The sequence below is a fragment of the Thermobifida fusca NBRC 14071 = JCM 3263 genome (genome assembly GCF_001592045.1).
GTDB classification, from domain to species: Bacteria; Actinomycetota; Actinomycetes; order Streptosporangiales; family Streptosporangiaceae; genus Thermobifida; species Thermobifida fusca.
Genome location: NZ_BCWB01000017.1, coordinates 238,223 through 264,677, shown reverse-complemented (window position 1 = coordinate 264,677; position 26,455 = coordinate 238,223). Strand labels below are relative to the sequence as shown.

The 26,455-nt window shown below is 65.3% G+C and carries 17 protein-coding genes and 2 pseudogenes; 14 read left to right on the top strand and 5 right to left on the bottom strand.

The annotated features are described in order from the left end of the window. The first annotated feature begins 770 nt into the window (after positions 1-770). Both TF1_RS04050 and TF1_RS16630 read left to right on the top strand, forming a co-directional pair. Positions 771-1,364: a DUF6879 family protein gene (locus TF1_RS04050; protein ID WP_011291169.1), complete on the top strand. Its 594-nt coding sequence runs from the start codon at positions 771-773 to the stop codon at positions 1,362-1,364. 454 nt (positions 1,365-1,818) lie between these two features. Continuing rightward, positions 1,819-2,169, top strand: a pseudogene (locus TF1_RS16630) (excalibur calcium-binding domain-containing protein); the annotation flags it as partial. Between the two features lie 190 nt (positions 2,170-2,359). Here the strand turns inward: TF1_RS16630 and TF1_RS04045 are convergent. Further along, positions 2,360-6,316 (bottom strand): Eco57I restriction-modification methylase domain-containing protein, encoded by a 3,957-nt coding sequence (locus tag TF1_RS04045; protein WP_152436224.1) that lies wholly within the window; start codon positions 6,314-6,316, stop codon positions 2,360-2,362. A 5-nt stretch (positions 6,317-6,321) separates the two neighbouring features. Further along, a complete protein-coding gene (locus TF1_RS04040; protein WP_061783639.1) occupies positions 6,322-9,171 on the bottom strand; it encodes a helicase-related protein in 2,850 nt (949 codons plus the stop codon). A 569-nt stretch (positions 9,172-9,740) separates the two neighbouring features. Between TF1_RS04040 and TF1_RS04035 the strand changes: the two genes are divergently transcribed. After that, positions 9,741-10,451 carry a hypothetical protein gene (locus tag TF1_RS04035; RefSeq protein WP_011291173.1) on the top strand — a complete coding sequence of 237 codons (711 nt, stop codon included), beginning with the start codon at positions 9,741-9,743 and terminating at the stop codon, positions 10,449-10,451. A gap of 337 nt (positions 10,452-10,788) precedes the next feature. Here the strand turns inward: TF1_RS04035 and TF1_RS04030 are convergent, their stop codons facing one another. Then, complete coding sequence (locus TF1_RS04030; protein ID WP_011291174.1) at positions 10,789-11,382, bottom strand: protoglobin domain-containing protein; 594 nt, start codon at positions 11,380-11,382, stop codon at positions 10,789-10,791. A gap of 1,057 nt (positions 11,383-12,439) precedes the next feature. On the opposite strand from TF1_RS04030, the gene TF1_RS04025 reads away from it, so the two are divergent. Genes TF1_RS04025 through TF1_RS04015 form a run of 3 tightly spaced genes read left to right on the top strand, consistent with a single transcriptional unit; the run spans position 12,440 to position 16,496 of the window. Further along, positions 12,440-13,207 carry a toll/interleukin-1 receptor domain-containing protein gene (locus TF1_RS04025; RefSeq protein WP_011291175.1) on the top strand — a complete coding sequence of 256 codons (768 nt, stop codon included), beginning with the start codon at positions 12,440-12,442 and terminating at the stop codon, positions 13,205-13,207. A gap of 2 nt (positions 13,208-13,209) precedes the next feature. Then, a complete protein-coding gene (locus TF1_RS04020; RefSeq protein WP_156482481.1) occupies positions 13,210-15,372 on the top strand; it encodes an nSTAND3 domain-containing NTPase in 2,163 nt (720 codons plus the stop codon). After that, a complete protein-coding gene (locus tag TF1_RS04015) occupies positions 15,369-16,496 on the top strand; it encodes a hypothetical protein (protein ID WP_011291177.1) in 1,128 nt (375 codons plus the stop codon). Before TF1_RS04020 ends, TF1_RS04015 begins: the two co-directional genes overlap by 4 nt. On the opposite strand, the gene TF1_RS04010 is transcribed toward TF1_RS04015, so the two are convergent. Then, positions 16,453-17,709 carry a helix-turn-helix domain-containing protein gene (locus TF1_RS04010; protein WP_011291178.1) on the bottom strand — a complete coding sequence of 419 codons (1,257 nt, stop codon included), beginning with the start codon at positions 17,707-17,709 and terminating at the stop codon, positions 16,453-16,455. The genes TF1_RS04015 and TF1_RS04010 overlap by 44 nt on opposite strands. Positions 17,710-18,273: 564 nt before the next feature. Here TF1_RS04010 and TF1_RS16370 point away from each other — a divergent pair. Further along, complete coding sequence (locus TF1_RS16370; RefSeq protein ID WP_016188313.1) at positions 18,274-18,429, top strand: hypothetical protein; 156 nt, start codon at positions 18,274-18,276, stop codon at positions 18,427-18,429. 114 nt (positions 18,430-18,543) lie between these two features. Then, positions 18,544-18,929 (top strand): annotated as a pseudogene (locus TF1_RS16365) (lytic polysaccharide monooxygenase). 150 nt (positions 18,930-19,079) lie between these two features. On the opposite strand, the gene TF1_RS04000 reads toward TF1_RS16365, so the two are convergent. After that, on the bottom strand, positions 19,080-19,544 hold the full coding sequence (locus TF1_RS04000) for a helix-turn-helix domain-containing protein (protein ID WP_016188314.1): 465 nt from the start codon (positions 19,542-19,544) through the stop codon (positions 19,080-19,082). 65 nt (positions 19,545-19,609) lie between these two features. Between TF1_RS04000 and TF1_RS03995 the strand changes: the two genes are divergently transcribed. From TF1_RS03995 to TF1_RS03970, 6 genes are all read left to right on the top strand, one after another. Further along, entirely contained in the window at positions 19,610-20,248 is a 639-nt protein-coding gene (locus tag TF1_RS03995) for a class I SAM-dependent methyltransferase (protein WP_011291182.1), read from the top strand. A gap of 261 nt (positions 20,249-20,509) precedes the next feature. Next, positions 20,510-21,538, top strand: a complete 1,029-nt coding sequence (locus tag TF1_RS03990; RefSeq protein WP_011291183.1) for an STM4015 family protein — start codon at positions 20,510-20,512, stop codon at positions 21,536-21,538. Between the two features lie 570 nt (positions 21,539-22,108). After that, positions 22,109-23,266 (top strand): STM4014 family protein, encoded by a 1,158-nt coding sequence (locus TF1_RS03985; protein WP_011291184.1) that lies wholly within the window; start codon positions 22,109-22,111, stop codon positions 23,264-23,266. A 71-nt stretch (positions 23,267-23,337) separates the two neighbouring features. Next, a complete protein-coding gene (locus TF1_RS03980) occupies positions 23,338-24,156 on the top strand; it encodes an STM4013/SEN3800 family hydrolase (protein ID WP_011291185.1) in 819 nt (272 codons plus the stop codon). 50 nt (positions 24,157-24,206) lie between these two features. Further along, a complete protein-coding gene (locus TF1_RS03975) occupies positions 24,207-25,550 on the top strand; it encodes an STM4012 family radical SAM protein (protein ID WP_011291186.1) in 1,344 nt (447 codons plus the stop codon). Then, the gene (locus TF1_RS03970; RefSeq protein ID WP_011291187.1) at positions 25,547-26,455 is read left to right on the top strand and encodes an STM4011 family radical SAM protein; all 909 of its coding nucleotides are present in this window, start codon (positions 25,547-25,549) and stop codon (positions 26,453-26,455) included. Before TF1_RS03975 ends, TF1_RS03970 begins: the two co-directional genes overlap by 4 nt.

Genomic DNA, 26,455 nt, shown 5'->3' with positions numbered 1-26,455 from the left:
TGGCCCGGGATGTGCACCGGAGATCAATCCCCTTCCGAGAGGTTGTTGCTGCGGTTCCTGGAAGAAGAGCAGAAGAACACTTCTAGGAAAGAACAGATCAGATGCACCGCTGAAAGTTGACCACAGCAATCAGCACCCGCTGCCCAGGTCCCCTTGCCTAAGAGAGAGGACGAGAAATGGGAAAAGTCTGGCAGCAGCCTCTGTGGTCCTACTACCGCTGTCGTGGTCGCAGAATGGTGGCAAGCGGCGCAAGAGCATACTCCGAAGCGTAGTGGTGAGACCTCATAAAGGCGGCTACCTGCGGCGACGTCTCGGTTTGGTCTTGGTGGAGAGGACCAGAGCCCTCCACTCTCCAGGTCTTAATCCTGGTCGACAATGCACTTTCGAGTAAAGATCAGGAATTGGGGTTGAAGATGTAATGATGTATGAAAAGAGGATAGATGAAACTATCGAATTAGATATCTCTTTATATGGAATCTCCTATACTTTGAGTATTTGAAACCGTTGGTTGTGTGATAGGTGGTGATCAAGTGAAGGAAGTTCGGAGGTTGGGGAAACCCCCGAAAGAACTCGGCAACACCATTGGTGTGAGCGGTTCGCCAGATATCTTGGAGCTTGACGACGGGAGCTTTGCGGTTATCGGTGTGGATGTGACCGAGGAGCTCGGCGAAATACCGCTGCCTGACGCCAGGTGTGCGTCAAATGAGCGTATTGTCCGCATACCGCGTAACACCCTACTAGCGGCACGGAACGATATCCCGGAGGAATAGGTGCACCCACCCGGTTGGGCAGTGGACCACGGAGAACGACTCGACCTCGACGCTTTCGCCGCAGCGTTCTCTCAAGCATGGACTCGGCTAGAGAAGAGATTCCTCAGGGTCGAGTGCTGGCAGTCCTACCGGGAAAACGTCAACAGCGCCTCCCAACACGCCTACGAGCGGGGCGAATACGAGCAAACTGTGCGGCTCTTGCGCGAAGAAGCCGAAGCCGATCGCGCGCTGTACGAAGATGTGCGCTCGCGGGGAATCGACTTCGCGCGTATCCGGGTAGTGCGAGAGCCGTGGACCGACTATCTCCGCTACGAGCTCCTGGCCTACCAGATCCGCGCCGACATGGGGGAGACCATCGAAGTGGTCCAGGTTACGCGAGATACCCCGCTCCCCAGCAACGACTACTTCGATTTCCTGCTCTTCGACCGAACTATCGCCCTCGTCCACGACTACGGGTCGGGACCGGTTGGCGAGCAGACCGGTGGGTGGCTGGTCCGCGACGCCGAGCCCCTGCGCCGGTTGGAGGCCAAAGCCCTAGAGCTGCGCAGCAGAGCAGTATCTTTGCGTAGTTTCCTCGCAGAGGCGGGGTTTTGAGTAAGAACTGCAGATGCTATGAAGTTTTCAACGGGAAGTTCGGGTGAAGCGGGAATTTCCGCGAGCTGTCTCGTTGGGCGCCACTAGTCATTCTCCGGACTGCTGCAGAACAAGCAATTTCCGATCTTCCCCGGCTGGTCATCAGCATCAAGGCAAAACAGTTGCCTGAAAGGGATCCCTCTCAGGTTAGCGCGATGCCCTGTTTTTCAGAAGACAAGAGAGAAGGCTTATAGCTCTGCGTTACCGATGTTCATTATCACTGATAGTCAGGATGAGGGATGGGGATGAGGATCTTTTCTTGATCTCGGCGGAAAAGAACTGAGATCGTTGCCTCCCCTGTCTAAAGTTCTCTTCGGTTTCCTTGGACTGGTATCCACTCTTTCTAAGGAATAGAAATATTCCAGGATAGAGAGGTCCATTTGTGTTGGGCGAGTTTCAAGGAATTCTTTGAAATATGACTTTGCAAGACAGGGGTTCTTCGGTGAATGAAAAGGTTGGATGTGCCGCTGCAGGATTAGTCTTCTTAGTCATCGTCGCTAGCTGCTTCCCATCGAAGGAAGACGAGGGGGAGCCCCGGGCGGAACCCACGCCTACCGTCACCGTTACCGCAACCGAAACCGTCGAGGTGGAGGCCACCGAGACCGTGGAGGTAGAAGTCACCGTAACCGCCACGGAGACAGTCCAGGAAACGGTCTCTTCAGGGTCAGGCTCCACCAACCGGGAACCTGCTCCGCCTGCGCCGCAGCCCGCACCAGCCGCCGAATACTACGAGAACTGCGCCGCTGCACGGGCCGCTGGAGCTACACCGATCTATGAAGGCCAGCCGGGCTATGGGGCCGCCACTTGGACCGCGACGGCGACGGTGTGGGATGCGAGTGGGGCTAACCCTCAGATAACTCCGAGAGCGCCGCGGCAATCCGTTCCCCGCGATCCCTGCCATGCTGCGGCGCTCCCACAACGATTCCACTGCGACAGCCAGGAGAGAGGCTGCCGGATCACGTGCAGTGGCGGGATCCTTTGCCCGGCGGCGGGTCGAGAACCGTCTGATAAGGATCATCGGCCTCGATGGCCTTCGCCATCGCGTCGTAAACCTCGAGGATCGTGTCCTTCGTGCGGTAAAAACCGTGCTGCTTGAGGTCCTTCCGCTTCACAAGAGGGAACATTTCCATGATGTAGGAAACGTCGTCGCGCGCGATCCCGTACAGGTGGAAGAAAGCGGCGTCGATCTCGCAGCGGAGGAGAAACCTGCGTTCCTCGTCCCAAACGAAAGGCGCTCCGAAGTCCCCGAGGTCACGCGCGAACAACTCCATGTCCCAGGTGGTGTAGCTGAGCTCGAGGACACGGGGGGTCAACCATTCATGCACGGTGAACCCGAAATCCCACGCTGCTTTCCTGCTGAAATCCTCCGGACTGATGACGGGGAGCTGTTCAAACTGGAAGAAGTTGAGGTTTGTTCCCCCGAGCTTCTGGCGCAGCGTGTAGTCGAGAATAAATGAAGTGATGTTCGCGTAGAGCGAAGACTTCTCTTCCTTGTCGGTGAGGAGGATGTTTCCTGAATCTGCCAGGGCGCGCAGCGGAAAAGCGAAAGAAACCAGCGTCCGCTCGTTGGTCACGTTGGAGATCTTTCGGAAGCCGATCAGCCAGCCGTTCTCCCGCCCTACCCGCTTCTCGACTTCCTGCCGGGGAACCCAGTACCGGGGAAGAGCGAACCCGTGGGGGTTGTTCTTCTCCTCCAGCGGGATGTCCCGGGCCGATCTGCCGGTTTTTCCGTACGTCGCCCACCTGTGGTCGTAGTGGTGCAGCATTTTCGCCTCGTACAAGGGGAGCATCTGCTCCTCCCCGCGGACGAAAATGTTGCCTTCCAGCCGCCAGCCGTCAGAAGCGAGCTCCGCATAGCTTCGGAAAAGCTGGGCGTCGTTCGACATGTCGAACATTCTCGTGAACGACACACCCCACGGATTCTCCGCTTCTTCGCCGTGGGTGACGAGGACAGGAGCCCTGTCGTAGATCTGCAGTGTGATCTCCGCGTCACGGCGGGAACGGAACACGGGGCAGGTCCCGGTGTTCGGGTTGAGTTTCAGGATCTCCTTCGTGCTCAACGTGAACACTTTGTCCGGCTCGTTCAGTTCAGCAGCGCTGTGCAGGAAGAAAGCGAACCTTGCGTGCTCGACAGTGTCCGCGTGGCCGGTCAACGTCACCAAAGAGAACTTGAGGCGGCTGTCAACGTCAGGAAACAGCCTTCTCCGGTTCTCGAAATCGAACACAGAGGCCAGCACCTGGCGTCCCACGACATCTTTGAAGAAATGCTGAGTCGTGGCGTCAGTGATGATGCCCGTCGGAACAATGACACCGAGCCTGCCGTGAGGATGCAGCAGGTCCTTCCCCTGCTCGGTGAACACGGAATACGTGTTGACGTCGCCGCGCCCGTTCAGCGGATACTTCCCTGACTCACGCAGGAAGAGGCTGAGCCCTTCCGACGTGTGCTTAGCCTCCTGGAACTCGCGCAGCAAGTGCGCGCCTTCTTCGCTCCCCGCCAACTCGCTGATCAGCGCCTTGCGTTGAGCTTTGTTCGCCGCTCCAGCGACTTCTGAATGCCGGGATTCGAAAAACTCCCTCTCTTGGAGCTTCACCCGCTCCCACGGCGGATTGCCGAGCACACACGTGAACCCGCCCCGCCAACCGGTCACCGGGTTGAAGTCCTCCGCTGGATCCCCGTCGCACCCGCGAAAAACCTCGGGAAACTCCACATGCCAATGGAAGAACCGGTACTTCCGGGCCAGCCGGTCGATCATCTCCTGCTGGTCTGGCGGCAGAGCCTGCCCCTGGCTGATGCGGAGAAGAGTGGCCGTCGTCACCCCGTCGGGAGCGCCGGGACGTTGCGGCCACACAAACGCGGCACACCACGCGTCAGCGGCACGCTTGCACCGCTGCTTGTCTAGGGGCGCGTCAAAAACCCGCACCTCCTGGGCTTGCCCGCGAACCTCTCTTCCCCTCTCCCGGTGGAGGGCCCGCACCTCCCGCCGGTTCCGGGCTCGCAGCCCTGCCGCGACCTTCCGGTCGTCACCTTTCAACGCTGTGAAAGCCCCGTCCGGGATCCCGGCCTCGAGCAGTCTCGGCGTGGCTCCGAACAGTGCGTTGCCCACTTTGATGTGGTCGTCGAGGAACGCCAGCGGCTTCCCCGGCTCCACAGACGCAAGCCACAGCGACACTTTGGTCAGCTCCACAGCCAGCGGGTTGAGGTCCACCCCGTAGATGCAGTGGCGCACCACCTTCGGCATCGCCCGGCTAATAGCGTCCGGAGTAGGCTCCTCGTCCCCGGCTTCCAAGACCGCGTAGGCGCGGGCGATACGACGGGCCGCAGCAACCAGGAAATGCCCGGAGCCGCACGCCGGATCGCACACCGTGATCTTCAACAGGTCGTCTGGGACCCCACGCTTGGCGTGCTCCTCGATAACCGGGTCGAGTGTGCTGTCCAACAGCGTCTCCACCAGAGAAGACGGTGTGTAATAGGAGCCGGTCGTCTTCCGGTCGTTCCCGGCAGCGCTCCGCAACTCGAAAACCCGGACAGCAGGGTCGGTGTAGGGCACCAAGTTCAGCAGCGACTCGTACACCAAACCCAACTCTTCGGCGTCAAGATGCTGGTAGTCGACCTGCTGCCAGCACCCGCCCTCGTCTTCGACCCGGGTGAGGTGACGCACCGCGGCCAGCAGACGCCGGTTGGACAAAGTGACGTCCCGGCCCCGCAACAGCCCCGGGTGCGAGCCGTCCCCTTCCACCGCGTTGGCCGGGACAAACAAGCCTCCTAAGGCAGGGAGCGCCAGCTCCGGGCAGCCCTCATCCGAGCCGAGCGCGTTGAGCACGATCAGCAGTGTCCGCCACAGGTCGTCGTGGCGGTCGCCTACCCGCTGCACAGCGATACGGCGCAGCCGCTGCGTAGAAAAATAGGTGCGGTACCGGTCCTGGGCAGCCTGGTCCGCATCCGGGGCGAGCAGCGCACCCTTGTCTTCGGCCACAAACAAGAACAGCAACTGGTAGGCCAGCCGGAGCAGCTCGTCACGGAATTCCCGGCGGGACACGTCCCCGCGGCGCAGCTTCTCCCTCAGCTCCGCGTTGCCTTCCAGAAACCCCGTGCCCAGTTCCTCCAGCGCCGCTTTCAACCCGTCGCGGAGCTTCGCGCGGAACCGGATTCCCGCACGGTCGCCCTCAACCCGCCAGCGTTCAATCCAACAGTTCGCCACGCTCGGCTGCTCCGCACTGTTCCCCGGCTTGTCGGAGGTCCGTGCCTCAAACCGGGAAGAATGGGCGAGCGCGAACAGCAGCACAAAGTCGGCGTACAGGGCGCCGTCGAACATCGACTCCAAGTCGAACTCGATGAACGCGGCCTCTGAGAGTGATGCGGCGTCACGCAGCAGGCGGAGCTTCTGCCCGTTGCTGAGCATCCCCCACACATGCTCGTCGCTCGAGTTCAAGAAGTCCTGGAGCATCGACTGGGGGGCACGTTCCCCGTTGGACCGCCGGTCGAGGTCGCGCCCCCACGCCACAAGGTGGATAGGCACATTGCGCCCCAGATGGCTGACCGGAAACGTGCGCCCGGCCACCGTCAACCCTTCGCGCTGGGGGTGGAGCCGACCGAAACCGAGCGCATCGAACAGCGGCAGCAGCCAGCGTTCCCGAGTGAGCGCTGCCCGCGACTCGCCAGAGCTGGCCTGGGTGAGTTGTTGCTGGAACTCCCGGTAGACGCCGAGCAGCTCCTCCCAGTGGCGGCTCGCAAACTCGCCTAGCCGCCGCCCCGGGGCAAGGCCGTAGTCTTCGGAGCGAAGCCCTGGCAACTGCGGGTCGCCGGAACCGATCCGGCCTATGAGGGCAGCGGTGAGCAGCGAGCCCGCTACGCGCACCGACGAGTAGCCGCGCGGGGCGGCAAAAACCGTCGACGATGCAGGTGGAGAAGACACGGCGGTCACGGGGCGTCCCCCAGCGGAAGGTAGACGTACACGCCAACCACGTCGGCACGGCCATGGGGGACGAGTGCCAGTCCTTGGCCACGGGACCCAGCAGACGCGCGGATGCCGTAGTGGGCGTGGCGGAGCTGTTCGGCGCGCACCACCCCCCACTCGGCGAGGTCGCCGCGGATTTCGTCAAGCTCCGCAACGGCGCGCCGAGCGTGGCACTGCACTAGTTCCGGTGGCAGATCAGCGTCAGGGGGAGTGTCTACGAGTGCCGCAGTCTCAGCGTCGGTAAGCCACTCGCGTCCGTGGGCCCCCGCCCGGTAGCCGCGAATACGAGCCTCCTCCACCACCACAGTGCGCGGCCCGTCCACCCCAGGCAGGGTGAGCAGAAACCGGTAGCGCACCAGCAGCAGCACGGTGCGGACAGTTACGCGGCCGGTCCACGTCACCCCGCAGCGTTGCACGACAGGACGCGTTCCCGGATCCGGTTCGAACGCGGTCTCCACCACGTAGCGGGCTAACGCGCGCACCGCTGGATCAGTGCGCACCAGCACGTGCTCGTGCGGCCCGGCAGGCAGGTCACGCCGGAACACCAGATCCTGGTGGGCGGTGTCAGCGACCCCCAGGGCAGCGCGCACCCCCGGCGGCAGCGACTGAGGGGGCACGGTGAGCTTCCCGGCATCGGCGTGGACTGGCACTCCCAGCCTCGTGAACACGCGTGCCACAAAGGAAGCGATATCGCGGGGACGGCCCAGTTCGTCGTCGATGGCGGGGATGAGACGCTCCAGATGTTCCACCACATCCGGGACGTCCCCGGTGGAGGGCGCGAACGTTGCGCCCTGGTGCGGTGCAGGCTCCGACACCAGTTCCCTTTCGCGGTGCAGCACAGCGCTGGCCTCAGCAAGACCGGGGGTGCGGCCGAGCTGGGGGTGTGGACCGCACAGCAGGAGGCTTTCCGCGAGCGCCTGCAGCACCGATTCGCTGGACGTCGGCACCGGGACCGCACCCCCCGCCTGCGCCGTGATTGTGCGGTGCTTCCGGAGCAGCACGTCCCGCACAGGGCCGTCGATACCGTTGTCAGCCCCGTAAAGCGTGACGACGCGCACCCGTTTCGCCCGCTGCCCGAACCGGTCTACCCGGCCTTCCCGCTGCTCGTGCCGGACCGGATTCCACGCCATGTCGTAGTGGACGACCGCGGGGAAAAGCTCGTGCAGGTTGACACCCTCGGACAGGCAGTCCGTGGCCACCAGCACGCGTCGGCGGTCCGTTGCCGCGAGGTGTGCGACACGGTCCTCCCGCTCGCGTGGGGGAAGCTCACTGGTGACCGCCTCCACTGCGCAGTTCTTCGGCAACGCCTGCCGCAACTCTTCAGCGACATAGTGGGCGGTGGGAATGTACCGGCAGAACACGACCGGGTCGCAGCCGTCGGCGAGCAGACCTTTGACTGTGGCGATCAGCGCCCGCAGCTTAGCGTCGTGCTCCACGCCCTGGAGTTTCTCGGCCCGTTCCGCTAGCGCGCGCAGGCGTCTCCGGGTGCTCTCCGGCAAGGTGTCGGGGTCGACTGCCGCGCCGGGGACCGCGTCCCCGCCCTCTGTGGCGGCACTGTCTGCGTCATACACCGACTCGCGGGCGAGCGCGTCGACGTCAGCCGCACTGCGCGCCGCCGAGAATGTTGTCGACCGGGTGCGGAGCGCTGCGGCTGCGGCCGCCGGGGACGAAACCACCGACCGGAGCAGCGCCAACGCCGACCACCAGCGCACCCGCTGCTGCAGCTTGGTGCCGCTGGGGTCAGCAGCCGCTTCCCGCGCATACGCCAGCACTTCGGCGTTGAACTCAGCGTAGGCCGGGCTCCACTCGTACTTTTCGTCCCGGAACTCGCGTCCTTGCGGGAAAACTGTCTCCTGGTCGAGGAACCGCTGGATGTCGCGGCGGTGACGCCGCACACAATGACGGGCCAGGAGTGCCCGCCCTCGCCGGCTTCGACAATCCGCCTCGGCGAGTTCTGGGGTGAGCATGTCCAGCAGGTCGTGGAACGCGTTCTCCCTCCCGCTGTGCGGGGTGGCGGTAACCAGGATCAGATGGCGGTCCTGCTGTGCGGCCACGTTCCGTAGCAGTTCCTGACGCTGCTGGCGCAGCCTCGTGGGCGAAGCATTCACCCACGTGTGCGCCTCGTCCACGATCACCAGGTCAGGGCAGTGGGTGAGGAACTGGGCGCGGCGCTGCTCAGAGGTGATGAAGTCGGTGGAGACGATCGTGTACGGGTACGTCTTGAACACCGATTGGTCGGCGCGCAGCGGACGTTCCAGGCAGCGCACAGTCGAGGGGAGAACCAGTTCGGCTTCGATACCGAACTTGTCCCGCAACTCTGCCTGCCACTGTTCGGCCAGCGCCGGGGGACACACCACCGCCATACGCCGTGCCTCCCCCCGCTCCACTAGTTCTTTAGCGATCAGCGCGGCCTCAACCGTTTTCCCGGTCCCGACATCGTCCGCGATGAGCAGCCGAACCGTCTCCATGCGCAACGCCAACAGCAGCGGCACGAACTGGTAGCGGCGCGGCTGCACGCGGATCGACCCTAAACACCGGAGCGGAAGCGCGGGGGACGTGCACCCCACCCGCATCGCGGTGCGCAGCAGAGACGCGGAAACATGGTCCCCGATCTGGGACAGTTCCGTGGACGGGGCGGGAAACTCTGCGGGCGTCACCTCGTCTCGGTACAGCAGCGTGGTGAAAGCCTCGTCCCCGTTGAGGGGACGGACCAGCACAAAGTCCTCCTCGGTAGAGGGCAGCACCACCCATTCCCGTCCGCGTCCTGCCACGAGAGAACCGGGTGCAAAAGCCGCGGCAGCGGCAGGACTCATGCAGCACCACCTCGCAGGGCAGCAGACACACCACACCTCGCAGGGACGGGAACACCACGCCAGCTTAGAAAAATCAGGGCAGCAAGGAGCCGTCCTTGCCCGGCGGGCGGATGGAGCTGGAGCGGAAGGAACGCTAGCCTTCAGCAGCACTATCCACGTGGGAAACAGCAGCCCTGTCGGAACCGAACACTTTCGGGCGGTTCACGGATCCGGTCTCGGAGTTTCTCCTCCTCTTCCTGTTTTCAGAGAGTCCACGGTGGTGGAACACGGATGCGGCTAAACGAACTCGTGCACCCGCGGTGATGGTGGATGAGTCCGCAGTGCACAGAGGAGGCGCCCACCGCCTCAAACCTTGGTGAACCAGGCCGGAAGCCCGTTGTGACCTCGGACAATGTGGGGAAGCCCGGGGAAGCGCAACGGGACAGCAAAAAGAAAAACAGTGCGCAAGTGTTTGCAAAAGGAAAACGTTCGGACAGGGGTCAAGAATTGTTGGTCCGGGCAGTGCCGAGACAGTTGCTACTGTTTCCCGTGGCTGTTTCGGAGATCAGCGGGCGCAGGGAGCGAATTCCGTGTTGCGGGACAGGGAAGCACTCGAAGAGTTCAAAGACCTGAAGAAGCGGCTGAACATCGAATTCGCCGCTCTCGACCAGCGGCTCACCGAGATCTCCCAGCAGATCAGCGAGTATTCGACGCAGATCAGCGACGACCTGGACGACTTCCACTACCCCAGACTCAAACGGTGCATCGGCGGCCTCGCCACCACCGTTCACTGCCTCGACGAAGCTCCGCTGCGGGTCTATGCGGCCCTGTCCCGGGTCGCCAAAGACGTGCTGCTCGACGACCGGGGCACCGACTTTTGGGCAATCCCCGGAAAAATCGGCTACACCCCTAGCGGAGAAATCCCGCGGTGGCAGGAAGAAGGACAAGACCCGCTCACAGCCGAAGACGACCTGGACGACCCCGCGGTCGATGAAGAGGAGGCAGAGGAAGAGCACGCGGCGGAGCTCCTCGACCAGATCTCCCGTACCGCCGACTACATCCGGGCCCTGTGCAGCAGCCTCGCGGAGATCTGGACTGCGGCCCGCTCGGCGGCAGAAATCGGCGACGACTCCGCGCTCACTTTCGAACTCGCTAAACTCCGCGCACTTCCCGCAGCACTCGATTCGGCTCTCGACGAGTGGGCGTACCAAGTCGACCTGCTCTACGAGGTCTCCCCGGAAAGCCTCGGCTACGTCAGAGCTGTGGTGCCACTCACCCCGGGACAATTGGAGCTTTTCTGAGCCTGGCGGCACCCGCCAGCTCAGCAGCAAGCCCATGAGAATCACCGAATCGCCTCGGGGCCCGCTCCGGAGTGCAGGCCCCGAGGCATGTGCCTGGAAAGAGCCGCCCACGGCAATGCGACGGCCAGCAGCACTCGCCGTCTGCTTCCTCACCGGGGGCATGGCCCAGCCTTTAAGGGCATGGAGAGCACGGACTATCGGCCCGCTGCGTCTTTCCCGGCCGCCGAAGCACGGCACGCCGACAAGCCTTCCCTGCTTGTCGGGCAGCCCTCGGCTTGGGGAAGCCGATCCGGGTCTCGCGCAGACCATGACCGGTGCGCGAGACCCGGACGCAGGATCACCAGTAGCCGTCGCGCGTGTACGGCTGGGACCACAGCGCGATCTGCATGGTGACCGACTTGAACCAGGCCTGGTACATGGCTTCCACCTGGTCGGCGCTGTGCCCCTTCTTCGCGAGGAAAGGCCGCAGCGTTGCTGTCACCGGATAGATGAACGCGATGACGTAGCGCAGCGGGATGTTGTCCACCGAGTTCGCGTTGTCGGTGACGTTCTTCTTCTCCGGCGTGTGGCGCAGCGCGATCTCCTGCTGGTAGTCGAGCCACTCCTGGTTGTAGGGGCGGCGGCAGGTGTCGAGGATCCACTGGCCGAACCGTTCCCGCACCCGGTCCAGGTACTCCTGGATCGGGTGCCCGTCGGGAGTGGAGAAGTAGGCCAGCAGGTGGGGATGGTCGGCCACGAACCCGTACCACACGTCGAGCACGTCCTCGACCTGGTCTTCAAGAACGTCCCCGGCCATCCGCAGCGCTTCCTCATCGGCGCTGGTGAACATCACCGTGGTTTTGAGCTTGTTCAGGTCTTCCAGCCCGATCGGTGACTTGGCGACCTGTTCGGTGCCGTACGTGTAGCCGGGAATCAGCGTCTTCGTCGCCATTCCTACCCTCCGTGCGGTTGAGGACTGCGCGAGCTGCACCGTACGACTGCCCGAAAAAGCCGGGAGAAGACATGCGCAAGGTCATTGAAAGGTCGATTTCTCCTGGTGGGAGGGGTAAGGACGGGGCTGGGTGCGCTCGGTCCGGGAACTCGTCAGGGCACTGCCTGGCCTCGTCTGCTTCCGTTCCGGTGGTTCGTCGAACGGTTGCGCCGCGGGGAGAGATCCCGCCGGAGGCTGGGGTTGAACGGGTGCCGGGGAAGCACAGTGCCGGGTCGGGAGACCTGGTTGTGCACGCCGCTGCTGGGCTGGTAGCAGCCCACGGGGGCGTACTCCCGGAGATGAAGGGGACAGCGGGCGGCCCAGCAGGGCAGCGAAGGACAGCCCGAGAGGACCGAGGCCGTCCACTAGCGGTGGCTGCGCACCGGTTGAACCTCTGGAATAGAAGCATGCCGTGGAGCGGTCTGCGCCTGGATGCTGCCCTGGAAAGGGAGGCTCGGCACTGTCCGGCAGAAGAAGCGGGAGTAAGGACGGGACCGGTGACACCATTACTAAAAACGTAATCAGCATTCCGGTTCGAAGTGTCGTTTCCTCTTGGTGCTAACAGCAAGCGGAAGGTCGAGCGCCGCAGACAAGGAAATCTGAACACCTTGAGTTTTTATTCGCCTTTGTGGTGTGCCGTGTCAAGAGTGCAAAGAGAATCCGGAAAACGCTCCGGGTAGCGGCACGAAGCATGAGAAACGGCGATGTGTGCAGGTCGCAGGGTGGTCTGTGCTCCCTGATCCCGTCGAGAGGGGATCGTGCAACTCCCATCCACTCAGCTCGGAGTGAAAAGGGAAACCATTGTCTTCTCGCTGGGAAGAAAAGCCGGAAAAGGGGATTTTTGGGACGTTTCCTGTTGTCTGTTGGGTGAGGCAAAGGGAAACTTTCTGGTTTCCGACCCCTTTGAGAGAAGTCTTCGGAAAAATGGCTCCTGTTCCAACTGCCCCTCGCAGAGACAAAAGACCCGGACAACCCGAGGCCGGGGGGTTTGGGTGTCCGGCGCTGGGAGGAGCCCTTCATGCCACTTGTCTTCGTCAACTACCGCAACAATGACGAAGAAGCCACAGCCACCCTGCTCGACCAGCATCTCTCCAAACGGTTCGGCAGCAACGCGGTCTTCAGAGCCAGCAAGTCCATCCAGCCTGGAGACGACTACCGCGAACGCCTGCTCAACGCGGTACGGCGCAGCGAAGTGCTGCTCGCCGTCATCGGCTCCCGCTGGCTGGACGCCACAGCCGAACGAGGCGGACGCAAACTCGACGACCCGCACGACTGGGTCCGCCAAGAGATTCTCGAAGCCCTCGCCTACCAGGTGCGGGTCATCCCCGTACTGGTCGGTGACGTGCGGCCCTTGTCTCCTGCGAGCTTGCCTCAGCCGTTGGAGCCCCTCGCCCACTGCCAGTACCTGAGGTTCAGTCACCGCAACGCGGACGCGGATCTGGCACGCGTTGCTGAGGAGGTCGCCAAAGTGACGGGAAATGCGGCGCAGGCTCAATGGGATTCCCGCTCGCATGGGGATCAGGTGAACAGCACGGTCAGAGACGTGCACCAAGGCAATGTCGTCCAAGGGCGTGACCGGTTCACGCACAACCCCGGCGGGGTGGGGGACGTCGTCGGCGGTGCAGGGACGGTCATCGGTACCGCGTACGGGCCGCTGCACACCGGAAGCGGAGCCCAGTACAACGCGCCCCAGTTCCACGGGGATGCCGTGAACTACGTCGCCGGAGACAACCACGGGAGCCAGCACCAGCGCCACGGCAGCGTTCCGCGGGAGGACGACTCGTGACTGTGGAACTTCCACTGGATGGGGGGAGAAGCGGGAGGAGCGAGTGGGACGAACCGCCCGCTCCTCCCGCGGTAGACGAGCCCGACGCAGTCCTCGACGAGCCTGCTGCCACGGGGGGAGACAGTGTGGACGGGGATTCAGCGGCCCCCGTCCACACCCCTCCCGCCGCTGACACTCCCCGTGAAGAAGACCGCGACCTTCCGGACACGCCCCGCTCCCACACGGAGCTGGGAACCGTTTACGGACTCATCCACACCGGGGACGGGGACCAGCACATCTACCTGTCCAGCGCCGCGTTCACGATCGACGACCGAGGCCGGCTCCACCACCGCGTCCCCCTTCTCGTCGGTGAAGACCAGGTAGCACACCTCCGGAAATGTTTCTTCGCCCCCGACGGCTACCGGGACGCCCTGCAAATGCTCGCCGAACGGCGGACGGTGATCATCACGGGGGAAGCAGGAAGCGGACGGACGACCGCGGCGAAAATCCTGCTCGCTACAGCCGGCGGTGGTGAGATCCGGCTACGGGAGCTTCCCGAGGACGACTATGACGTGGGGGACGGGCCGACCGGCATGCTCCTCCCGGAGCGGTTGAGCCGCGGGGAACAGCTCCTGCTCGACCTGTCCGGCCCCAACCGGGAGCTGCTCGCTCCAGCCCAGGCGGTGCTGGAGGGCTACCGGAACGCGGTACGCGCACACGACTCCTACCTGGTCGTCGTCATCGACCCGGACCAGCGGATCGAGCTGCGCGACGAGTTCCGGGACCTGATCGTCCCGCTCGGCCGCCCCGATGGGGAACAGGTGCTGCGGCGCCACCTCGCAGCACAAGGCATCGCCTGGGAAGGCGAGTTCCCCGACCAGATCAAAGCCTGGATCCCCAAGGCGCGGATGGGGGAGATCGCTGAGCTGGTCCGGATCGCTGGGGAGGGACGCCGCAGCGCCCCCGAGGCAGGACCAGCGGAATGGCTCGCCCAGGCATTGGACGCCCTCACCGCGTACGGGGCCGAGGTCGAAAAACAAGTCGAGGGACTGGACAGTTGGCAGCGGGCACTGCTGTTGACGGTCGCCATGTTCGAAGGGGCCCGCTCCAATGTGGTGGCTGCGGCCGCCGGGATGCTCGCGGAGCAGGTGAAGACACCGGAGCCCGAAGAGCCGCGGCTCCAACGTCCCACGTTCACCTCCCGTCTGAAGGACATTGAGGCACGGCTGGAGCCAGACCACAGTGTCCGGTTCGGACGGGTGGGCTACGCTGCCGCGGTCCGCAACTGGTTCTGGGACAACTATCCCGAGCTGGGCAGGGACCTGTGCGTCTGGATCGACCAGTGTGTGCGGCTGCGCGGGCTGACTGGCCGCGACCGGGACCAGGCTGTTGCGCACTTCACCCGCGAGATGCTGCGGGTCGGCCGGATTGAAGAGCTGTTCGTCTACATCACCCACTGGGCTCGGGGAAGACTCGATCTTTCCGCCCAGATCGCCTATGCCCTGAGCGAAGCCCTAGCCCACGATGGCTTTTCCCGCAAGGTGCGTCGCCAGGTCCTTCTCTGGGCGCGCAACCACAATCTGTCCCCTCGCCTTGCCCGAGTGCTCGTCACCGTGTCCGCCCAGGTCATCGCGGACGCCTGGCCGGATGAGGCGATGGTCCGCCTCCACCAGTTGACCCGTCACACCGCGAGGAAGGTGCAGGAAGAGGCGACGGAGGCGCTGCTTGCGCTGGTGGAGCAGCCGCAGTTGTGCCTCAGGCTGATGCTGCGGATCGCCGACGCGCTGAGCCAGCGGTACAGGGCCACCGATGTGGAGCTGTTGGAGCGGCTCGCCGCCACGGAACCCGGAGCGTCCCTTGTCGACGATCCGCAGGTGCGTCCCGTCCTAGTGCAGGCGTTGGCCACGGTTTGTGCGCAGGAGACCGTGCTCGTCCAGTACGCCTACCGTTGGGCGCTCGCCACGGGGGCGGCGTCATCCTTGGTGGATCTCCTTGTCGAGGCAGCGGAACGCGCCGGGCAGGGGGTGGTGCTCTACGCGGCGGCGCTGCGGTGGGCCATGGGCACGCAGCACGGCGGTTCCGCGGAGAGAGCGCGGCGGGTGCGCGCTGCCAGGTTGGTCACCCGACGGATCGATGAACTCCACGAAGCGTGGCGGCAGCGGCCGGGGCAGGAGGAAGAGGCGTGAAATTCTTCGAGGAGAAGAAAAAGGCCAAGGCCATCCTTGGCGCGGTTGGGGCGGGAACGTTCCTCTGGGTGCTGATTCTCTACCCCGGCCTGTGGTGGGTCCTCGTGCTGCTGGTAGGCGCAGCGCTGGGCCTGGGGTTTTTCCTGGGTGAGGGGTTCCTCCGCCGTGGACTCGCTGAAATCCCGCAGCCCAGCGTCCCAGAGCCCCCTGTCGCGCTGATCCAGAGCGCTGAAGTGGTAGGGGTGGAACTGCCCAGCGCGGAAGAAGGGTATTTGTTCCGTTTCTCCGCGAACGTGCGCTACCAGGGCACGCCGACCGGGCAGCACGGGAACCCCGCCCAGGTGGCGGCGCTCGCGCTCCTGGAACGTGCTCGGGAGCTCACTAGGGACTACCGTCCGGAAGAGCACACGATCGCCCAATACCGGCTCGCTGCTGTCCTCGGGGAACCCGTGGTTGACGCCGCCACAGGGTTGACCGTGTGGGCGAACAACGTCGTCTTGACACTGGTGGAAGAGGACATTCAGCGGCTGCAGCGGCTCTCCTCGTTCCGCAAGGACTTGCGGATATGGGAGCGGGAGCAGGAGGTGGAGCAGGTCCGGCGGGATGCTCTCGGGACGACGCTCTCCTCCCCCGCACAGGCCTTGCTGTGGTGGCTGGCCCGGGACAGCAAGGCACGTCCTCGACCAGAGGAACTGCGGGAGGCCGCCCGGCTGGTGGAGGCTTTCAGCCGCATGTCGGAGACGATCTCCGGACGTGAAGAGGCAGCGTTCTCCCCGTGGTGGATCGGCTCGGACTGGCAGGACCGTGCGGACCGGCCGGATGCGGTCACCGGATCGATCTCCTACCAGCAGGCGTGCGCGCTCGTCGACAGCCTGCCGGAAGGACGCCACGTGTTCGCGGACCGGCTCGCGAACCTGCTCGAATGGCAGGGGCACGAAGACACCGCGCGGTATTTGCGGGAGCGCTACCTTCTTCCGGAACAGGACTGGGACGAGCCGGTTGCCGAGAAAAGGGACGGCTCGGACCCCCAGGAAACGGTGAGCATGTCCGAGCCGTCTCGGCTCAACGGCGCCTCACCGTTCACACCGGGGCCCGACGCAGCGCCAGGACCAGCCGGGGGTTGAGGTTCCGGACTGCCGGGTCGTTGTGCCAGCGGGAGAGGGTGCGCGCGAGTTGGCGGACGTCGTGGGCGACGGTCGCGGAGTCCACGGCGGCGAACTTCTCCAACAGGCCGTGTGCGAGGGTGCAGGCGCGTTCCAGGTTGCCTGCGGCGGCGTGCGCGAGCGCACGCCGCATCCCGAACCGGACCCGGGCGCGCACCGCGGTGTGGGGGATCGCGGAAAGCTCCCGGTCAAGGATCTCGGCCGCCTCAGCAGGGCGGCCGAGATCGTACATGCACCATCCCGTGACGACAGCGAGCCGGTTCGGCACTGTCGAACTCCCCAGAAGGGGACGGTCTGACGGTTCCGCGGTCTCGTGCGCTGCTTCCTTCTCGGCCCGGTCCAGGGCACGGCGGCATTGGTCGTAGTCGCCGGTCAGGGCGTGTCCTTGGGCTTCGCGTTCGCTTGCCATAGCGCGGAGCCGGGGCGAGGGAGCGATCGCGTACGCCTGCTGGGCCAAGGCGACGGTGTGCAGGCCGTCGTGGGCGTACATGGCTACACAGGCCCGGCGGATCAGAGCCTGGGCCCGCATTTCCTGGTCCCCGGCCTGGGCAGCAAGGTCCACGGCGTGTTTGGTCCACCACAGGGCGCCGTGGCTGTTGCCTGCTTCTTGGGCAAGCCAGCCGCCGTATTCGGCGAACCGGGAAGCGAGGAGGAGCGCGGGAACCGCTAGTTTCGGTTTGGCGCCACGGGCCAGCCGGGTGAGTGCGTGGGCTTGCGCGGCCACGGTCGGCAGGACCAGGGTGGGGCCGGTGCGCTGGCCGAGGACCCGAGCCTGGTCGAACATCGAGCGGAACGCGGTGAGCACGTCCGCGGACCCCAGGAAAGCGGGCGGTTCTTTACCGGAAGGCCCTAAACCGAGCAGTGCCCCCGCTCCGAGGGCGAACGCGTGGGGCGGCGACAGGGGAGGGCCTGCGGCGGGCAGCGGCGGCCCCGAGGCACCGGATCGGGTGGTGGGCCGACGTCCGCGGACCAGCGCAGCAAGGCGGCCTTCGGCGCCGAGCGCGGTGTCGCAGGCACGGGCTAGGTCAGCGGAGGGGGATTTGCGGCCCGTCTCCACTTTGGACAGGTGGCTTTTGCTGTAGTGCACTGCTTCCGCGAGGTCCGCGAGGCTCCATCCGGCTTCCGTGCGCAGCCGGCGGAGTTCAGCCCCGAACGAAACGTTCTCCTCGCCCATTCCACTCCTTTTCTGTCAGGAGAACAGCGTTTTTCGGCGCGTCCGAAACAGGGAGTATTGCGTGGGAAATGGAAAGAATGCCCCCTAGTGCGTGAGAAGGGAAAGGGTGCGGGACGCTGCGCCTTCCGTGCCGGACACGGCGGATTCGGTGATCTGGTGAGAAGCCCGGCGCGGTCAGACATCGAGCACTGACCATAATTAATGGTTCGAAAAAACGCCATGGAACGGCTGTTGTCTCCTCGTTGCCTCTTGGGACTGACGTGGGTGAAAGGCTGGGGGAGGACTGTCGAGGAAAAATTTTCCCGACAGGGGAGTCCGTCCGGAGAGAACCGCAACACCCAGGAAAACACGTTTTCCCGGAGGACGGAACACTACGGGCCTAGGAAACGAGAACTCTGAAGAATCCCGTCCTGAACTGGGCGGATTTCGAGGAAACGGCGCGTTGGACCGAGAGAAGTGTGCGGAAAAGGATTTCCGTACCGTTATGTATTGATTGCTCAGAGTTTTCGGGCCTGCCATCCGACCGGGAGCACACCACCGAAACCCCACTTCGGAGGAGGTCCCGTGCGTTCCGCAGCACGTCGCCGTCTCGGGCAGTGCGCGCTCGTCGTAGCCGCAACAGCCGCACCGCTGCTCTCCACCCTCACGGTCGGCACCGCGTCCGCCCACGGCCCCACCATCAACCCGCTCTCCCGCCCCTACAGCTGCTGGGAACAGTGAAGACCCCGTGTGCTGGCAAGCATGGCAAGCCGACACCACCGCCAGGGGAACTGGAACGGGTGATACCGGGGAGCACCTCGCAGACAACCACCAGGCGGCAATCCCGACAGGCAACTGTGCAGCGCGGGCCGCACCGGAAACAGCCGCTACGCCGCCATGGACGTCCCCGGTGAAGGGCACGCCACCGAAGTCAACCACCACTCCACCGTCCACGACCGAGCCCACCACGGAGCCGACGACATCCGCATCGACGCCACCACACAGGACTACAACCCGGTCACCGACCCGCTCCGGTCCGACCTGGAACTCGTCGCCGACACCGGAGTCCTCACCGCCGGTGAAGACCGACCCGACAACCAGTACCCCCTCAACGGAGTGTCCATCGACATCGACGTGCACGCCCCGGACGCCCGGGACGCCACATCGTCTCCATGAACTGGAAGGCCAGCCACGACGACCGGACGTTCTACGCCTGCAGCGACGTGGTCTTCCCCGGCTGATCCAGCAGACCCCGCGCGGTTCCGTTCGGATCCCATCCCCATGGCGAATGGGACCGCGCGGCCTCCCACTCCACAACCATGGCGTCCCGAGCCACGACCATGCTGACAGCCCACGCGGCCGTCAGCGGCTAGCCCTTTGCAAGGCTGCACCTACGGTTCCTGCCTGGCCAGACAGGAAGACCCGCTGCGCTGCGCTGGATCCGGCACCGCCAACGATTCCGCCACCAGCTCGTCGAGAAGCGCGTGCAGATCAGGGCAGGTGAGGAAGTCGTCAGCAGTGCACTTCAACGTGTGCTCCACCAAGGCCCGAGCCCGCTGCAACTGGGCGATCTTGGCGTCAAGCGCAGCCAAATGGTCGGTCAACAGTGCGCGCCGCGTCTCCCCGTCCGGCGCGACGAGCAAATCCCGCATCTGTTCCAAGCTGAACCCGGCGTCCTTGCCGCGCAAGATCAACGCGACCAGCCCTACATGCTCGGCGGTGTAGCGGCGGCGCCCGTTGACTCGGCGCGCGGGGCGCAGCAGCCCTATCGACTCCCAGTGGCGCAGCACGTGCGGGGCAAGCCCGAACCGAGCGGCGAGCTCCCCGATAGACAATTCCACGGAGCTTGACTTCATGTTGACATTAACTTTCACACTGGGGGCAGAGGTCAACTACGGGTCTACCAACCGCAGGGCGAACAATGAACACACAGATCAGCAGGGAACGCCAAGATCGCGCCGTCGCCCACACCCGACAGATCTGGGACCGCAGGGCCCCCAGATACGACGACGGGGCGTGGCTGGAACGGAAGATCCTCAAAGACACCCGGCAGCGGCTGTGCGCTCAAGCATCCGGCCGGGTCCTCGACGTGGCCGTAGGAACCGGCCGCAACCTTGCCCACTATTCCGCCGACGTGACCGAGGTGGTCGGCATCGACCTGAGCCCCGGCATGCTGAGCCAAGCCCGCACCGCAGCCAGCCGGGCCAGCTTCCCCGTCGAACTGCACGAAGGGGACGCCCGCCACCTGCCGTTCTCCGACGCCGACTTCGACACGGTCGTGTGCTTCCTCGCCTTGTGCGAAATCCCCGGGCAGGCCGCCGCACTCAACGAAATGCGCCGCGTCCTCCGCACCGGCGGCCGACTGCTCCTCCTCGACCACGTCGAATACACGCGCGCACCGATGCGCTGGATCGAACCGCTGCGAGCCCGACGGCGCGGCACCGCACCCCGCCGCCGCCCCGTAGACGTCGCCCGGGACCAAGGATTCGTGATCGACCAGCACCACTCGCTCGCCTGGGGATTCTTCGACGGGGCCGTCGCCCACCGGCCGCACTCTTGACCCACAGTCCCCTCTTCCCCCGCACAGCAGCCCAGAAGAAGGAGACGTCGTACGAAGCCCTTCGGTGCTCCTGCGATATCGCGCACTGCCCGAGCCTTTCACCCCGCACATTACGCCGCAGCCGAAACCGCACCACGCGCGCCCCGCACAGCCATGCACGCAGACAACTGCCGTGTTCGTGGGCGTGGCATCCCGCTATTCGTCGGTGTTCGCTGCTTCACTAAGGGCGGCCCTGGCCTGGTATCGACAGGAATACGATCTATGAGCTTCTACGAACACCTCACCGACTTTGCTGGGCTGCCCGTCGTGGAGTTCCTCTCTCCCGCGATCGAACAGCAGAAGCTCCTCGACGCCCAATGGCGCGCCCGCCGTGCCGAGCAGCCGGTCCCCGACCGCTGGGAGCCGGGGGACATCTACGCGGAGGCGCTCGCCCAGCCGGGCACCGCGGCGTGGCGGCTCCGCGTCGTCGCGGACTCAGACGAGACTTTCGAAGACCACTTCACCCGGTTTATTTCCAGCGTGGACACCACACAGGTCACCGCGCTGATCATCGGCTGCTGGGGTGAAAGCTACGAAATCGCGGGGGACATGCCCCGCGACCTGCTCACCGCCCACGCCGACCGGTTCCCCGCACTGCGCTCCCTGTTTTTCGGCGAATTCATCGTGGAGGAAGCGGAAATCTCCTGGATTGAGCAGACTGACCTGGCGCCGCTGCTCGCCGCCTTCCCCGGTATGGAGGAGCTCGTGGTGCGCGGCGGGAACGGCCTGAGGTTGTCCGCCACCCAACACCGGTCGCTGCGCAAACTCACCGCGCAGACGGGGGGACTGCCGCGGCAGGCCACCGCAGGGATTCTGGCTTCCGAGCTTCCCGCGCTGGAACACCTGGAACTGTGGTTCGGGGTGGAAGGCTACGGCGGCACCACCACCCTGGACGACCTGACCCCGCTGCTCGCTGGGGAACTGTTCCCCTCTTTGCGTTCCCTGGGATTGCGGAACTCAGAGTGGGGCGACGACTTGGTGCGTGCTCTCGCTGAGGCGCCCGTCCTGGAACGGGTGCGTGTCCTCAACCTGTCGGATCATGTGCTGACCGACGCGGGCGGCGAGGTGCTCGCCACCGCCCCCACGTTCCGGACTTTGGAGCGGCTGGTGATCCGCCACCACTTCCTCACCGAGGGGATGCAGGAGCGGGTGCGTGCAGCCCTGGCCGGGGTGGACCTCGAGCTGAGCGACGCCCGCAAACCCGAGGTGTACCAGGGGAAGACCTACTACTACCCGTCTGTCACCGAGTAGCCGTAACAGCAGAGACAGGCTCCCGGCCCCGGGCAGCTCACCTCCCCGGGGCCGCTATCGAAGATTCCTTGGGCGCTGATGCAGGGGGTCGTCCCCGCATGCGCGGGGAGTACGCAGCCTGTCTGTGACCCGAGGGACCACCCAGAGGACCATCCCCGCATACGCGGAAAGCACACTAAACGACCTGCGAGTTTACCAGCGGGTGGCGCTGATTTCATTCACTTCCCAAAAGCGGAAAAGGACTCGTGGGTGGGTCTGGTCCTCGTGTGGGCACTATCGGTGGCTGCCACGCTCTGCGTGGAGCGGATAGGGCAATGCCTCTGACCGGGGTATAGCGCATCCAGCTCTGCTGGGCCATTCTCTTCACCCGTGGTGAGCGCGACCGTTGATGCGACAGCGCTGTTGTGCTCGAGCGGGGAAGGGGAGTTTGCGACCTCTTCGTCTCATGCACAGCAAACTGCAAGGCTTCCCGTGGCCGCATGCCGCGGAGCTGTCTTGACGCGAGGTCGACCACTGTGCCGCCGAACCCGAGGCTGCATCGCGGTCACTGCCCGCTTGTAAGGTCGCCGAGTGGACGTCTCTCCTCTTGCTGTCGTCGCTGTCCCCGGCAGTCGCAGGCTGCACCTGTTCACCCAGGCGGCCCGCGCCGCCGGGCTTCCCGACCCGGTTGTCCTGCCCTGGGCGGAATTAGCTGCCGGGCGGGTGCGGGTGCCGCCCGGGGCCCTGGTCCGGGTTGACTCCCCCGGGGAAGACGCTGAGACAGCACGGCTGCTCCGCGGACTCAGCCGTGCTCCGGACCTCCACCGGGTGGAAGGCAGCGCGGCCTTCCACACGGGTTTGTGTTCTGCGCTAGAGCGGCTCGCCGCGGCTGTGGGCGCTGCTCCCGGGGCCCGGCTGCTCCAAGACCCCGCTGATCTTGTCGTCATGTGCGACAAACGGCGCTGCCATGCCCGCTTGAGTGCCGCCGGAGTCCCGGTTCCGCCTGCCTTGGACCGTCGAGTCACCAGTTACGCGGACCTGCGCGCGCAGCTAGCGGAGCGCGGCTGGGCTCGGGTGTTCGTCAAACCCGTGCACGGCTCCTCCGCGTCCGGGGTGGTGGCGTTGACCGTGCACCGCGACCGGGTCCACGCGGTCACCTCCGCTGACCTGGTGCACGCCAGCACCGGGGTCGCGCTCTACAACAGTCTGCGTATCCGCACCTACACCGATGAGGCCGAAGTGGCGGCCCTCATCGACACGCTGTGCGCTGACGGGGTGCACGTGGAACGCTGGCTGCCGAAAGCGGGACTCCACGGTCGCACTATCGACCTGCGGGTGCTGGTCGTGGCGGGCCGCGCCACCCACGTGGTGGTGCGCTCATCGACCTCGCCCATGACCAACCTGCATTTGGGGAACGCGCGCGGGGACCTGGCCGCGTTGCGCGCCCGGATGGGGGAAGCCGCCTGGCACACCGCGATGCAGACCGCGGAGGCCGCTGCCGCGTGTTTTCCCCGCACGCTGCACGCCGGTGTCGACCTGCTGCTGGCACCCGGCTGGCACCGCAGCGTCGTGTGCGAGGTCAACGCGTTCGGGGACCTCCTCCCCGGGGTCCTGCATGAAGGGCGCGACACCTACGCCGAACAGTTGCACGCTGTGCGCACCGGACGGTTCACCCCGCTGCCGCCCCGGACAGTGCGGGAGCAGTCCAGTGGAAGCGCGGGAAAGGAAACGGTGGTGGCCGCGGACTGAGCCGTGCCTGCGACCCGACACGCCCCAACCGAGACCGGACTTGCCTGGACCCCTCTCTAACGGAGCCGCCGATGGACACCCGCCCCAACATGAACGACGTGGTCGGCACCCACGACATCCTGCTGATCACCTTGGACACGCTGCGCTACGACGTGGCGGACCGTCTCGCCCGGGAGGGACGCACCCCGAACCTCGCTGCCGTGCTCCCCGACGGGAGGTGGGAGCGGCGGCACGCCCCCGCGAGTTTCACCTACGCCTCCCACCTGGCCATGCTCGCCGGGTTCCTGCCCACCCCCGCCGCGCCTGGCCCGCATCCCCGACTGTTTGCTGCCGCTTTTCCCGGGAGTGCCACCACAGACGAGTACACGTGGACTTTTACGGCCCCGGACCTGCCGACCGCGTTAGCTGAAGTCGGCTACCACACGGCGTGCGTGGGCGGCACAGGGTTCTTCAACCGGCGTTCCGCGCTCGGCTCAGTCCTGCCGGACCTGTTCGCGGAAAGCCGCTGGGAGCCGTCGTTCGGAGTGACCGAGCCTGCCTCTTTTGAACACCAGGTGGCGTGCGCGACCGGCATCATCGCGGCCACCCCGGCGCAGCAGCCCCTGTTTCTGCTGGTGAACGTGGCCGCGCTCCACCAGCCCAACTGGTTCTACCTGCCTGGGGCGACCCGAGAGGACGGGGACTCGCCTGCCAGCCACGCCGCCGCCCTTGAATACGTCGACCGGCACATTCCCGCGCTGTTCGAAGCGGCTGCGTCCCGGCGCCCGTGCTTCACCATCATCTGCTCCGACCACGGCACCGCCTACGGCGAGGACGGTTACACCGGGCACAGGATCGGCCACGAAACAGTGTGGACGGTCCCCTACGCCCACTTTGTCCTCGGCCACTGACTCGTGGCGGGCCTGCCCGTATCCGACACCGCAGAAAGACTGGCATCCCTGTGACCACACTGCACAGCTATCCCGTTGCCGCGCCCCCCGCGGACACGCCGTACCGCACCTACGTCTACGGCTATCCGCACAAGACCGCCTACCGTCCGCTCATCCCGGCCCCGCGGCTGGCCGACGTGTGGCGGGACGAGCCCACCGATGCCCTGTTCCTGTACTTCCACATTCCGTTCTGTGAAGTGCGCTGCGGGTTCTGCAACCTGTTCACCCGCGCGGTACCGCCTGCCGAGCAGGTCACTGCCTACCTGGATGCGCTTGCCCGGCAGGCTGAGGCGGTCGCGGACGCGCTCGGCGGCACAGCGCGGTTCGCCCGTGCTGCTTTCGGCGGCGGCACTCCCACCTATCTGACCGCTGACGAACTCCACCGGCTCTACGACCTGGCCGACCGGGTTCTTGGCGTGGATTTGGCGGCCATTCCCACGTCGGTGGAGACTTCTCCGGCAACCGCCACCCCGGAGCGTCTCGATGTGGTGGCGGCCCGCGGGGCCAGCCGGATCAGTATCGGGGTGCAGAGTTTCCTGGACGCCGAGGCGCACGCGGTGGGGCGGCCGCAGCGCCGCGCCGACGTGGACCGGGCGCTTGCCGCGATCCGCAGCCACGCCCCGCGCGCCCGGCTCAACATCGACCTCATCTACGGCATTGCCGGGCAGACCCCGGACAGTTGGCGCTATTCGCTGGACGCTGCCGTGGCGTACCGGCCGGAGGAGATCTACCTGTACCCGCTGTATGTGCGCCCGCTGACCGGGTTGGGGAAGCGCGGCCGGGCGTGGGACGACCAGCGCCGCACCCTCTACCAGCAGGGCCGCGACTATCTGCTGGAGCGCGGCTATCGGCAGGTGTCGATGCGCATGTTCGAGCGGGTTGATGCGCCGTCGGAGACGGGGCCCGCCTACTGCTGTCAGACTGACGGCATGGTCGGTTTGGGCTGCGGGGCCCGCTCCTACACCCGCGGGCTGCACTATTCCTTCGATTACGCGGTCGGTGTGCGTCAGGTGCGGGCGATCCTCGACGACTACATTTCCCGTGGTCCGGGCGGGTTCGACTGTGCCGAAGTGGGGTTCCGGCTTGACGAGGACGAGCGGCGGCGGCGCCACCTGCTGCAGTCGCTGCTGCAAGCCGACGGTCTCGACCTTGACTGGTACCGGTCGCGGTTCGCTTCTGATCCGCGCACCGACTTTCCCGCGGAGTTCGCGGTTTTGACCCAGCGTGGCTGGGTGACGGAAACCTCCCGGGTGGTGCGGCTCACCGACGAAGGGCTCGCCTACTCCGACACGGTGGGTCCGCTGTTCTTCTCACCCAGGGTGACCAGGCTGATGGCGGAGTACGACGCGCGATGACTCTTCCCCACGACATAACCATCTTGTATCGGGGGCCGCTGGCCAGTTGCGACTACGACTGCTCGTACTGTCCGTTCGCTAAGCGGCGCGACACCCCGGAGCAGTTGCGCGCCGACCGTGCCGCCGTGGAACGGTTCGTGGACTGGGTGGCCAGCCAGGCTACGCAAAGCCCGGGAAAACGTATCTCCGTCCTGTTCACCCCGTGGGGGGAAGGACTTGTCCGGTCGTGGTACCGCGCCGCGATGGTGCGGCTCAGCCACCTGCCGCATGTGGAGCGGGTCGCTATCCAGACCAATTTGAGCTGTCGTGTTGAATGGTTGGCCGAATGCGACCGGGAGACCGCGGCGTTGTGGGCGACTTTCCATCCCTCGCAGACCCGGTATGAGCGGTTCCTCGCCAAATGCTTCCGGTTGCGGGAGCTCGGGGTGCGGTTCAGTGTGGGCATTGTCGGGCTGCCGGAGCATTTGGCTGCGGCCTGCCGCCTCCGCGCTGACCTGCCGGACGACGTCTACCTGTGGGTGAATGCTGTGGGAGGCCGCTCGTACACGGATGCCGAGGCAGCACCCTGGCAGGAGATTGATCCGCTGTTCCCCTACAGCCGGGATCCGCATCCCAGTCGGGGGCGGCTGTGCCGGACAGGGAACACGGTGGTCTCCGTGTTCGGGGACGGCACGGTGCGCCGCTGCCATTTCCTGCCCACGGAACTCGGCAACTTGTACGACGGGTCTTTCGTGGCGCGGCTCCGTCCCCGCCCGTGCCCGGCAGCCAGTTGCGACTGCCATATCGGCTACGTCCACTTGGAGTCCCTCGACTTGTATGACGTGTTCCGCGGCGGCGTGCTGGAACGGATTCCCGCGGGTTGGGGGCGCGGGGAGCTCAGCCCGCAGTCGTCGCGGTGCCGGTGA